At 62.7% G+C, this 11,814-nt stretch carries 10 protein-coding genes; 7 read left to right on the forward strand and 3 right to left on the reverse strand.

Annotated elements, in window-relative coordinates; all coding sequences use genetic code 11:
• Positions 1–21: 21 nt before the first annotated feature.
• A complete protein-coding gene (locus tag OB03_RS09960; protein WP_242912339.1) occupies positions 22–576 on the reverse strand; it encodes a F0F1 ATP synthase subunit delta in 555 nt (184 codons plus the stop codon).
• Positions 577–931: 355 nt separating this feature from the next.
• Between OB03_RS09960 and OB03_RS09965 the strand changes: the two genes are divergently transcribed.
• Positions 932–1,744, forward strand: coding sequence for a TerC family protein (locus tag OB03_RS09965; RefSeq protein WP_242912340.1), 813 nt, complete (start codon positions 932–934; stop codon positions 1,742–1,744).
• Positions 1,745–1,800: 56 nt separating this feature from the next.
• Here the strand turns inward: OB03_RS09965 and OB03_RS09970 are convergent, their stop codons facing one another.
• Positions 1,801–3,963 carry a primosomal protein N' gene (locus OB03_RS09970; RefSeq protein ID WP_242912341.1) on the reverse strand — a complete coding sequence of 721 codons (2,163 nt, stop codon included), beginning with the start codon at positions 3,961–3,963 and terminating at the stop codon, positions 1,801–1,803.
• 30 nt (positions 3,964–3,993) lie between these two features.
• Here OB03_RS09970 and fsa point away from each other — a divergent pair, with 30 nt between their 5' ends.
• From fsa to OB03_RS09990, 4 genes are all read left to right on the forward strand, one after another.
• Complete coding sequence (gene fsa / locus OB03_RS09975; protein WP_242912342.1) at positions 3,994–4,647, forward strand: fructose-6-phosphate aldolase; 654 nt, start codon at positions 3,994–3,996, stop codon at positions 4,645–4,647.
• A gap of 29 nt (positions 4,648–4,676) precedes the next feature.
• Positions 4,677–5,390, forward strand: coding sequence for a DUF484 family protein (locus OB03_RS09980; RefSeq protein WP_242912343.1), 714 nt, complete (start codon positions 4,677–4,679; stop codon positions 5,388–5,390).
• Positions 5,369–6,301, forward strand: a complete 933-nt coding sequence (locus OB03_RS09985; protein WP_461344030.1) for a tyrosine recombinase XerC — start codon at positions 5,369–5,371, stop codon at positions 6,299–6,301. The genes OB03_RS09980 and OB03_RS09985 overlap by 22 nt, the downstream gene beginning before the upstream one ends.
• A gap of 113 nt (positions 6,302–6,414) precedes the next feature.
• Positions 6,415–7,368, forward strand: coding sequence for a retroviral-like aspartic protease family protein (locus OB03_RS09990; RefSeq protein WP_461344031.1), 954 nt, complete (start codon positions 6,415–6,417; stop codon positions 7,366–7,368).
• Here OB03_RS09990 and OB03_RS09995 read toward each other — a convergent pair.
• Complete coding sequence (locus OB03_RS09995) at positions 7,328–8,323, reverse strand: alpha/beta fold hydrolase (RefSeq protein WP_461344032.1); 996 nt, start codon at positions 8,321–8,323, stop codon at positions 7,328–7,330. The two genes, OB03_RS09990 and OB03_RS09995, sit on opposite strands and share 41 nt — an antisense overlap.
• A 157-nt stretch (positions 8,324–8,480) precedes the next feature.
• Between OB03_RS09995 and OB03_RS10000 the strand changes: the two genes are divergently transcribed.
• Both OB03_RS10000 and ybaK read left to right on the forward strand, forming a co-directional pair.
• Positions 8,481–11,330, forward strand: a complete 2,850-nt coding sequence (locus OB03_RS10000; protein WP_461344033.1) for an ATP-dependent DNA helicase — start codon at positions 8,481–8,483, stop codon at positions 11,328–11,330.
• Entirely contained in the window at positions 11,330–11,803 is a 474-nt protein-coding gene (ybaK, locus tag OB03_RS10005) for a Cys-tRNA(Pro) deacylase (protein ID WP_242912348.1), read from the forward strand. The genes OB03_RS10000 and ybaK overlap by 1 nt, the downstream gene beginning before the upstream one ends.
• Positions 11,804–11,814 lie beyond the last annotated feature (11 nt).

Here is an 11,814-nt window from a genome sequence, read left to right on the forward strand (position 1 = left end):
CAAATGTCTTCGGTTTCGGGCTTAGGCGCGCTTCAGCGCAAAGGTCATTTGGTCGAGCTTGGTCTTCAGCGAGGCATCGAACAGCTTCGAACCCACTTTGACCTTAAGCCCACCCAGGATCGACGGATCGACACGGGTAGTCAGTTCCGGATCACGGCCAAGTGCGGCGCGCAGCTCCGATTGAATCTTTTTAGACTGTGCAGCAGTCAGTTCGACCGCCGAAACGATCTCTGCGGCTACGATGCCGGTCTTCTGGGCATACAGAGCCGCGAAGCCAGCGATCACGCCCGGCAGGTCCGCCGCACGGCCATTCTTTGCCAACAGACCCAGCAAATTGCGGGTCACAGCATTGAACTGCGCCTTTTCAGCTACGGCGACCAGGCCCTTGGCTTGATCTTCCGAGCCGATCACCGGCGAGGTTGCGAGACGGCGCAGATCCGCGCTTTCAAGCCAAGCGGCCTTCAGCGACGCCAAATCAGCGCGTACGGCGTCGATGACACCGTTGTCTTCTGCGAGGTCGAACAGTGCCTGAGCATACCGTCCGCCGACTTCCGTCGTCCTGAAATCGTCCGCCACTAAGTTTGATCCGCATATTGAGCGTTTGCATCAAAACCGGCCGCAGTTTCCCACGCCGATCAAGGGCTTGATATGCTTGTAGAAAGCACATTCAGGACGCATCTCGCGATACGCCCTTCTTCAAAGCCGCGCGGCCAATACCACGCAAGGCCGAAAGTCGCAACCAACGGAGTCGGAACGTTCGGTGCAGATACGCACTCTAATCGCTGAATCTTCGCTAAAACCGACAAAAGTCGGGGGCTATGTCTATGACAGCTATGGGTGGGGGTGCGACGTTGCGGCATACTGCCGCCTCTTGATGCACACTCACAGGCCGATTAGGCGTCTCGCCGTATAATTAACCGCAGGACCTGCAATGCTCGAAAGCATAACTCCCCTTTTGACCGATCCGGCCGCCTGGGCGGCCCTTGTGACCCTTGTGGTCATGGAAGTGGTCCTCGGCATCGACAATCTGATCTTTATCTCGATCCTGTCGAACAAACTACCGCCCGAGCACCGTCAGCGCACCCGTCGCATCGGTATCGGCCTTGCACTGATCATGCGTCTGGCACTTCTGGCGACCATCGGCTGGATCGTCGGTCTGACCCAACCTGTGTTCGACCTCGGTTGGTCGGGTGCCGGCTTCGAGACCTCGTTCTCGTGGCGTGACCTGATCCTGATCGCGGGTGGCCTGTTCCTGATCTGGAAGGCGACCAAGGAAATCCACCACTCGGTGGACACCACGCCTTCAGACACCGGCCTGCTTGAGAAAGAAAAGAAGGACGCCGTGATCAACAACGTTGGCTCGGCCATCGTTCAGATCATCCTGCTGGACCTCGTGTTCTCGGTCGACTCGATCCTGACCGCCGTGGGTATGACCGAGCACGTGCCGATCATGATGGTTGCCGTGATTATTGCGGTTCTCACCATGCTGCTGGCCTCGGACCCCCTTGCCAACTTCATCGACAAGAACCCGACCGTCGTCATGCTGGCTCTGGGTTTCCTGCTGATGATCGGTGTGGTTCTGATCGCCGACGGCTTCGGCGCTCACGTGCCGAAGGGCTATATCTATACGGCTATGGCCTTCTCGGCTCTGGTCGAGGGCCTGAACATGTGGTCTCGTAACGCCAAGATTAGAAAAGAGGCGGCCGAGGCTGCTTTGAAGGCGAAACAGACCCCACAGGTCTAAAAGCCTGTAAATATGTCAAAGGGCCCCGTCATCCGGCGGGGCCCTTTTTCTATGTCCTAGAGGAAGCTGTAGGGATCGACATCGACCGTCAGCCGAACAGAGGCGGGAACCTTCACCCGTGATAGCCAAGCCCGCAGGAAAGCCTGAAGGTTTACGTCACGATCAGCACGAACCAGCAGGCGTTTTCGTCGACGCCCCCGCACCAGTGCCAGCGGCGCATCAGCTGGACCGTAAACTTCCAACCGCTCGGCGTTCGGGATGGCGGCTGCCAACTCACGCGCGGTCTTTTCCAGAGCATGGGCGTTTTCGCTAGACAGGATCAGGGCCGTCAGCCTGCCAAACGGCGGCATAGTGCCCAGTTCCCGCTCGCCCATCTCGGCCTCGACAAAGGCATCGCGGTCATTAGCGGCTAAGGCTTCGAGCACCGGATGTTCAGGCGTCCACGTCTGCAACAACGCACGCCCAGGTTTGTCTGCACGGCCGGCGCGGCCCGTGGCCTGCGCCAGCAGTTGATAGGTCCGCTCAGCCGCCCGCAGGTCACCGCCGCGCAAGCCCAGATCGGCATCCACAACGCCTACAAGGGTGAGAAGCGGGAAGTTGTGGCCCTTTGCGGCCGCCTGCGTAGCGACGAGAATATCGATCTCGCCATCGGCCATCGACTGGATCAGCGCCCGCGCCGCCTCGCCGTCCGGCACCGTGTCCGATGAGAACACGGCTGTGCGCGCCTCGGGGAACAATTGGCGCACTTCTTCTTCCACACGCTCGACCCCCGGTCCGACAGACACCAGCGTGTCTTCGGCTCCGCAAGACGGACAGGCCTTGGGCTTGGGCATGGAAAAGCCCGTCAGGTGGCAAACCAGTCGACCTGTGTATCTATGCTCGACCAGCCAGCTATCCGTATCGGGGGCTGTCAGGCGATGTCCGCAAGCACGGCACAGTACCACCGGCGCATAGCCACGACGGTTAAGGAACAGCAGCGTCTGCTCCCCCCGCGCCAAATTGGTGCCGATCTCTTCGCGCAGGGTCTGGGACAGCCACGTCTGGGGATCGGGCGGATTTTGGCGCAGGTCCACCAGCGAAATATCCGGCAGCACCGCCACCCCGTGACGTGACTTCAGCTGAAGCCAGCGATAACGCCCCTGACGGGCATTCCACAGCGTCTCCAGCGACGGGGTCGCCGAAGCCAATACCACCGTCGCACCCTCGATACGCGCCCGTGCCACAGCCAAATCGCGGCCATGATAGACAAGGCCCTCTTCCTGTTTGTAGGACCCGTCGTGCTCTTCATCGACCACGATCATGGCCAGATCGGTGTAGGGCAGGAACAGCGCCGAGCGGGCACCGACGACGATATTACAGCGCCCTGCCCGCACCCCTTCCCACACCTGACGACGGCGCGCAGCTGAAACGCCGGAATGCCATTCCGCCGGAGCAGCGCCGAACCGGCGGGTGATTCGCTCGATCAATGCCTGCGTCAGCGCGATTTCCGGCAGCAGGATCAGAACCTGCGCATCGGGCTTTGCCGCCAACAAATCCGCGGCGGCTTCCAGATAGGTTTCGGTCTTGCCCGAGCCGGTGATGCCATCCAGCAGGAAGGGCGAGAACCCACCCCCGATGGCCGCCGCCGACATGGCCTTGGCCGAGGCCGCCTGATCGGGATTTAGGGTGGCGGGCGCATGCGCAGGGCGTGGCCGGTCAAAGGCTGCCATGGCTTCGACCTCGAAGACCTCCAGCACCCCTTCATCCACCAGCCCTTTGATCACACCGGACGAGACACCTGCCGCGCGCGCCAGATCGGCTGGCGTCATGGCGCGATCGCCCAATGCCTCGATGACCGATGTACGAGCCGTGGTGGTACGCAGCGGCTGGCGCATCTCGACCCGTCGCACCCGTCGCTCAGGACGGGGGCGCGGCGCACGAAGGCCCCGAAGTGCGCGCGATGCCATCTCTCCGGGCGGGTTCAGCGTCCACCGCGCGGCCCACTCGACAAAATCGACGGTCGCCAAAGGCAAGGACGGGTCGCTCGCCTTTTGAACAATCGCCTTCAACTTGCGGTTGGAGCCGGTCGTTTCAAAGACGTCCGAGACGATCCCGCGTAACAGGCGCGGCCCCAGCGGCACATCGACCTGATCGCCGCGCGCCACTTCGATCCCCTCGGGCACCTCATAGTCGAACGCCTCCTGCACAGGCAGGGGCACAAGCACAGACGCCACTTTCACGCGAACACCACCCGCGCTACCTTGGCGGCCATGAAAATCTTCCTCGATACCGCCGACGTCGCCGTCATTAAGGACATCCTGCCCACAGGCATGGTCGATGGCGTCACCACCAATCCTTCTCTGATCGCTAAGTCGGGTCGGAACATTGCTGAGGTCATTGCCGAGATTTGTGCTCTCGTCGAGGGGCCTATTTCGGCAGAGGCTGTTGCTACCGATTATGACACCATGGTCAAGGAAGGCGAGAAGCTGGCTGCGATCCACAAGAATGTGGTCGTTAAACTGCCGCTTACGTGGGATGGCCTGCGCGCCACCCGCACCTTCACCGACCGCGGGATCAAAACCAACGTCACCCTGTGCTTCTCTGCAGCCCAGGCCATGCTGGCGGCCAAGGCTGGCGCGACCTTTATCTCCCCGTTTGTCGGGCGTCTGGACGATCACGGTGCCGACGGTGGCCTCCTGATCGAAGAGATTCGCGCCCTGTACGACATGCAGGGTTTCGAGACGCAAATCCTCGCCGCATCCTTGCGCAACACGGCCCACGTCGAGGCTGCGGCCATCGCCGGTGCGGATGCTGCGACACTTCCGCCTGCGGTTTTGAAGGACTTGGTAAAGCACCCATTAACCGAAAAGGGGCTTGATGCCTTCCTTGCGGACTGGGGCAAGACCGGCCAGTCCATTCTGTAATCTGCGATCATGATGGAGTGGTCCCTTCAATGTCTCAATCTCTGGACACCTCGGCGGACCACTCCGACATGACGAACGACCTGCACTGGCCCCAGGTCCGACTGTGGCTTGAAACCAATGGCCAGCACCTTCTGGAAGACCGCGAGCTTCTGGAACAACTGGGCCTTAGAGCCGAGGGGCGCAATGTCGTCGATTTTGGCCGCGCTGCCCTGCACAAGATGGAAGCCAACGCCCAGCGCGAAGCCGGTGCCCGCCGCCTGATCGAAGAAATCTCGCGCACCAATTTCGCCGCCCAGACCCAGACGCATGTCGCGGCACTGGATCTGATGGAGGCCACCAGCCACATCGAACTGGCTCGCCAACTCGATATGACCACCCAAGCCCGCTTCGGTCTTGCGGGTGCAGCCATCGCGATTGAAAAGCCCGGCATCGTTCCGTTCGGCTGGAAGGCCCTTGAGCAGGGCCGTGTTGACGCGCTTCTGGGCGAAGATGGCCGCAACTGGCTTGGCCCGAACTTTACCGGCCTCGATCTGTTTGGTCCCGCCGATGGCGAGGTCCGTTCGGTGGCACTGGTACGTATGAACATCCGCTTTGCCGACGAGAGCGAGCCGCGCGCCGCCCTGTGCGCCTTCGGGTCGGTCGAGGACGAGGGCTTTACGCCCGCCATGGGCTGCGAACTGATCGCCTTCGTCGCCCGCGTATTCGAACGAATGGCAGGCCGATGGGCGCTGCCGGAAGCCTGACCGCAGACGAGGCGCTGCGCGGGTGGCTGGACCACCTAGTCCATGAACGCCGCCTGTCGCCGCGCACCCTCGAAGCCTATGGCCATATTGGTCGCTTGTATGTGGCGTTCCTCGAACGCCACAGGGGCGAAGCCTTACGCCTAAAGGACCTTGGAACTGTCACCGCTGCCGAACTTCGCGCCCATCTTGCGGAGCGTCGCAGCGGAGATCATCCCCTCAACGCCCGCTCACTCAGCCAGACATTGGCGGCCATTCGCGGCTTTCACAGCTATCTGGACCGCCGCCACGAGGTCGATGCCCCGCAACTGGCACTGGTACGCGGACCGAGGGTCAAGGCCTCTTTGCCGCGTCCCGTCACAGAAGACCAAGCCATCGGGCTGCTACAGGAGCCCGAAGCCGATCCGGACATGGAGCCATGGGAGGCGGCGCGTGATCGCGCGGTTTTGACGCTTCTTTATGGATGCGGTCTTCGTATCTCCGAAGGGCTGTCGCTGCTGCGCAAAGATGCGCCGTTGGGCGACAGTGTGCGTATTGTCGGCAAGGGCTCCAAGACCCGCATCGTTCCTGTCCTGCCACAGGTCTCGAAAGCCGTGGACGACTATATCGACCTGTGCCCTTGGCCGCTTGCCCCCGACGAGCCGCTCTTCAGGGCCAAGCGGGGTGGTCCGCTCTCGCCGCGTCAGGTCCAAGCCACGGTTCAGCGGCTGAGAGGACGATTGGGTCTTCCCGCCTCGGCCACACCCCATGCGCTGCGGCACAGTTTCGCAACCCACCTTCTAGGCGCAGGCGCGGACCTCCGCTCCATTCAGGAACTCCTCGGTCACGCCAGCCTGTCGACGACCCAGAAATACACTCAGGTCGACGCCGCCGCGCTGCTCAAAGCCTATGCTTCGGCGCACCCCCGTCGCTAGCCATTGCCATATAAATAACATCGTTAGACAAGTAACTGATCGGGCTGGAGGATCACTGGCCTATGCAGGAACGGCCATTACGCGCGGATGTCTGTCGACGAACTTGCCTGCGGTTGCTGGCAAGCGCGGCATCGCTTGGCGTAGGCGGTCTCTCCGTTAGCGGGCAGGCACAGGACATCGCGGCTGCACCCGCCGGTCCTGCACCCGTACCGCTCTACACCAATCTGTTCACGCGCCTGGCGGCACCGGTGGAAATAGGACGGCGCAGAAGTCTGTTTGTGCTGGATACAGGCGCCGAGGCGACTGCCATATCGGATCAGTTGGCCGCCGAGTTGCAACTGGTGGCAGGTCCCCGCGTCACTGTGCACAGCGTAACCGCCTCGAGCGTCGTTCCCAGTGTGCGCATTCCGCGCTTCAGGGTCCAATCCGAAACCTTCGAGGACGTTCTAGCTCCGGTATTCCCGCTTGAAGAACTGGGTGCGGAAGGCTTGCTAGGGTTGAACCATCTGCAGGCCTTCAATCTGCTGCTGGACATCCGCAACCGTAGCGCAACGCTGAACCCGAACCAGACACAGGGCGTGCGGTTCGAAATGGGCGCATCGGAGTTGGCGACCCGTATCCAGCGCCGTCTGTCTGCCGTTCCATCTTATCAAAAGAATGGATTGCTGTTCATGGACATCCGTGTGGGCGATGCACCCGTCACCGCCTTTCTGGATACCGGCGCGCAACACTCGGTCGGCAACGAGCAGCTTCTGGCCCAGCTTGGCTATCCCGCCCGCCAGCTACAGACCGTCGCCGTCCATGGCGTCAGCGGTCCCGCGATCGTGGGCCGCTCCGGCCCCACCGTGGATATCGAACTTGGCCCCAAACGGCTGCAGCGGGTGCCCCTGCTGTTCAGTGACCTGCATATTTTCCAGATACTGGGACTGGCCGACCGCCCCGCCCTGCTTATCGGCGCGGACCTGTTGAGCCGGTTTGACCAGGTACGGATCGACTACAAGACAAACCGCATCGCGTTGGGCAGCATTATGCGCGGGAGAGGCGTGCCTCGGAATTCCGTGCGTTGAGGGACAGGTCCCACAGGAAGCTAAGGATAGCTTCGCTCACTGCCTCGGGCGCTTCCTGCTGGACCCAATGGCCTGCCTTTGGAACCACCGTCATACCGCGAAAATCTGTCAGCCAATTCGACAGTTCGCTTTCGAAATGCCCTGGATAGCGCCGCACCGGATCACGCTCGCCGACCAGAAACGCCGATGGCACAGTGATCTTGCGGCCCTGAAGCCAGCGCGTCCGCGCCCAGTTGGAATCGATCATCCGATACCAGTGGACCGCCCTCTCGAAGCCCGATTTCTTGAAAGCCTCGACATAGGCAGCGAAATGATCCGGCGTCAGCCAGACCGGAAGGACGGCCTCGTCGGGGATGATATCGACGAAGTTGCGCCCTTGAGGAATACGCCCGTCTGCCTGATAGACAGGCTGTGTCGCCCCGTCGAAGGCCCAGAACATCTTGCGCAACGCCGTCTCGGGATCGGCATCCATCGGCAAATGGGACTCCGGATGTGCAAACGTAGCCAGATACAGCAGGTCCTCGCCGTTCTTTTCGGCCAGGTATTTCATAACCGCCGTCGGGGGCCCCTGACGTCTGCGCGGCTGGAACGGTACCGCTATGCCCATGACGGCATGGAACATGTCCGGCCTTAGCAGGGCCGCCTGCCAGGCGACGGCGGAGCCCCAGTCATGTCCGACGATGGCCGCCTGCTCGTAACCGAGCGCCTCGACCAGTGCGACCAGATCACCCACCAGCGTATAGATGGAATAGGACGACGCCCCCGGTGGCCCGCCTGTCTCGCCATAGCCGCGCATATAGGGTGCTACGACGCGGTAACCCGCTTGCGACAAGGCCTTGATCTGGTGATGCCAGGAGATGGCGAGATCAGGAAATCCGTGCACCAGAACCACAAGTGGTCCCTCTCCAGCCTCGATGACCTGAATGTTCAACTCGTCGGTCTGGATCCACCCCATATCCACTCCGGCACCCTCACAGAAAAACCTCACCGCAAGGTCCAGAAACGACAGATCGCCCCCGCAGGCAAATCACAAACCTAGGGTATTTTAATTTGATAGTACGATTGTGCAGGGCACCTTTGGGTTTCGCCGCCGAGTTGATTATGTTGGGAGGGTGAGTGCCACCATCGACACCCCTGTAGCCAAGGCCGATATTTCGTTCGACCTGCCGCCCGCGCTGGCGACCCCGCCCGGGGCCGGTGCGGTGTGCGACGACGAGGGCGCACGCAAGATCGGTCGCGGCGCTGCCGAGGGCTATCTGCTGGGGTCGTCGATTATCGTCGCCCACGCCAGCATCACCGCGCGTCGTCTGGGCCTTGAGGCACCCTCCCGCTCACCCCTTATTCTGGATGCGCTGGAGCTGTTCGCCTTTGTGCGGCCCGCCAGGTTCTGTGCTCCTTCGCCGACGGGTCTGGCCCTGTCTCTCGGTCATGCCGAACCCAGGGGACCCGAAGCACAGGCGCAGGCGCTGCGATCAGCCGCGCAGGAACTTTTGTTGGAGCTGGCCGATCCAGCCTATCCCAAGCGCGAAGAGGCCTATGGTGTCGCCCTGACACTGGAGCGCGCGGGCTGGAGTTGGGGCAATCGGGTCATTCAAGCGCTGGAGGCGGGCGGCATCCGCAACCGCACCTCGCGCGGCTCGGGGCTCGATGTCTGGGCACGGCTGCCCGAATGGGAGGATGAACCTCCGCGTGGCGAGGCGGGCTCCGCCCCTGTCGACAGCGAGAGTGCGCGTATCCGGCTGGAGAAATTGCTGCGATCGTCGGGTCTGGATGAGACCCGCCCGGCCCAGTCCGACTATGCCGCCGAAGCGGCCTTTGCTTTTTCTCCCCGCAATGAAGAGGGTCGTCCGCGCGTCCTGCTGGCCGAGGCCGGCACAGGCACGGGCAAGACCATGGGCTATCTGGCCCCTGCTTCCGTCTGGGCCGAACGCAATCATGGTGCGGCATGGATTTCGACCTACACCCGCGCCCTGCAACGTCAGATCGACCGCGAGAGCAAGGCTCTGTGGCCTGACGAGGCCGAGCGTCGCAAAAAGACGGTCGTGCGCAAGGGCCGCGAGAACTACCTGTGCCTGCTGAACCTTCAGGACATGGTTCAGGCGGCACAACTGGGTAATGGCGACCTGATCGGTATGGCACTTGCCACCCGCTGGGCTGCCCATACCCGCTATGGCGACATGACCGGCGGCGACTATCCCGGCTGGCTGTCCGGCCTGTTCGCGGTCCAGCCGGCGCATCAGGCCAGCCCCGCCAATCTGGTTGATCGACGCGGAGAATGCGTTCACGCCGCCTGCCCGCACTATCGTTTGTGCTTTGTTGAAAAGACCATTCGTGCCAGCCGCCGCGCAGACCTTGTGGTCGCCAACCATGCGTTGGTGATGACGCAGGCCGCGTTCGATGGGTCGCGCACGGCGCGTGGCCTGAAACAGGATGGCGAGACAGCGGCCCTGAAACGCATTGTCTTCGACGAAGGACACCACCTGTTCGACGCCGCCGACAGCGCCTTTTCCGCCAGTTTGTCGGGACAGGAAGCGGCAGAGCTTCGCCGTTGGATACGGGGCCCAGAGGGGCGCGGGCGTCGCGGTCGCGGATTGGAAATCCGCCTTGGCGATTTGTGCGCTGACAACGAAGCGGCGAGCAAGGCACTGAAAGATGCCGTCGCTGCCGCAGCCCAACTGCCCGGTGAAGGGGTATCGGGCCGCATCGCCCCGGCTTCGGGTGAAGTGAACCCTATCGGCCCGATCGAACGCTTCTTGGTCGCTGCGCTTGAGCAACTGCGCGCCCGCGCTGCCGAAAGCGGTGGGACCGAGTTCGGGCTGGAGTGCGCCCTGCGTCCCGTGACCGAACCCGTCATCGAAGCTGCCCGCGAGGCAGCACAGGCATTGGCCGCTGTCGAGGCTCCGCTGCTGGCCCTTTCGCGCCATCTCGAAGACATCCTCGACGAGGAAGCCGCCGAACTGGACCCGTCCGCCCGTGCCCGCATCGAAGGGGCGCTGCGCGGAATGGACCGCCGCGCGCGTATGACCTTGCCCGGTTGGCGCTCCATGCTAGCCGCGCTCGATGAAGCCGGAGCCGAGCCCGATCCCGACTATGTCGACTGGCTGTCGGCAGAGGCTGCCTTTGGCCGCATCCACGATGTGGCCCTGCGTCGCCACTGGATCGATCCCACGGTGCCGCTGGAGGCCGCGGTCATCATGCCATCCCACGGCGTGTTGGTGACCAGCGCCACCCTTTCCGACCCCTCGGCCCAAGACCCGTTCGATATGGCCCGCGTACGCTCCGGTGCTGCCCGCCTGATTGATCCTGCCCGCACGCTCAAGGTCGAAAGCCCGTTCGACTATGCGAACAACAGCCGCATCATCGTGGTCAACGATCTGACCAAGGACGAACCGCGCCAGACGGCGGCGGCCATGCGCGAGCTGTTCCTCGCCGCAGGGGGTGGGGGCGTTGGCCTGTTCACCGCTATCCGTCGTCTGAAAGCGGTCTATGAGCGGTTGGGGCCGGACCTCGCCCGCGCCGGTATTCCGCTTTACGCTCAGCATGTCGATCCACTGGAAGTGGGCGCACTGGTTGATGTCTTCCGCGCCGAGAACGATAGCTGTCTGCTGGGCACCGACGCTGTGCGTGACGGGGTGGATGTGCCGGGCCGTTCGCTCCGTATCCTCGCCTTTGACCGTGTGCCGTGGCCACGGCCGGACCTGTTGCACAAGGCCCGCCGCGCACGCTTCGGCTCCGGCCACGGGGGCCGCACCTATGACGATGCTCTGGCACGGGGCCGGATTGCGCAGGCGTTCGGTCGCCTGATCCGCCGCGCCGACGACAAGGGGGTGTTCGTCATGCTGGACGCCGCCTGCCCGACGCGCCTGTTCTCGGGCCTGCCCGAAGGGACCGAGGTGATGCGGATGGGTCTGGCCGATGCGGTGGACCTGACCAAAGAATACCTCAAAGCGGACGAAGCCTGATGGCCAAGACCACGCCTGCCACCGTCGCCCTGTCCAAGGCCGGTGTCACTTTCGACCTGTTCCCGTACGACTATGACCCCGATGCCCCGCGTGTCGGACTTCAGGCCGCAGAGGCGCTGGGCAAAGACCCCGAGCAGGTGTTCAAAAGCCTGATGGTCTTGGTCGATGACAAGCCCGCCTGCGTGGTTCTCCCGTCGGATTGCGAGGTCAGTATGAAAAAGCTGGCCGCGGCGCTGAAGGGGAAACATGCCCAGATGATGAAGCCCGCAGATGCCGAACGTCTGACGGGCTACAAGGTCGGCGGCGTAAGTCCTTTTGGTCAGCGCAAACAGGTGCCGACCGTCATCGATGAAACGGCACAGTTGTTTGATCAGGTGCTGATCAACGCCGGTCAACGCGGGCTTTTGCTGGGTATCGCCCCGCCAGATGCGCTCACTGCCTCGCAAGCGGTCTGGGCCGACATTACCGCCTGAAATCTTCGGGT

Source organism: Brevundimonas sp. GN22, from assembly GCF_054824005.1.

Excerpts from the sequence above, each read along its gene's own strand:
- OB03_RS09985 (WP_461344030.1), top strand. The coding sequence starts at position 5,369 with ATGGGCGCTGCCGGAAGCCTGACCGCAGACGAGGCGCTGCGCGGGTGG.
- OB03_RS09965 (WP_242912340.1), top strand. The coding sequence starts at position 932 with ATGCTCGAAAGCATAACTCCCCTTTTGACCGATCCGGCCGCCTGGGCG.
- OB03_RS09995 (WP_461344032.1), bottom strand. The coding sequence starts at position 8,323 with ATGGGGTGGATCCAGACCGACGAGTTGAACATTCAGGTCATCGAGGCT.
- fsa (WP_242912342.1), top strand. The coding sequence starts at position 3,994 with ATGAAAATCTTCCTCGATACCGCCGACGTCGCCGTCATTAAGGACATC.
- OB03_RS09980 (WP_242912343.1), top strand. The coding sequence starts at position 4,677 with ATGTCTCAATCTCTGGACACCTCGGCGGACCACTCCGACATGACGAAC.
- ybaK (WP_242912348.1), top strand. The coding sequence starts at position 11,330 with ATGGCCAAGACCACGCCTGCCACCGTCGCCCTGTCCAAGGCCGGTGTC.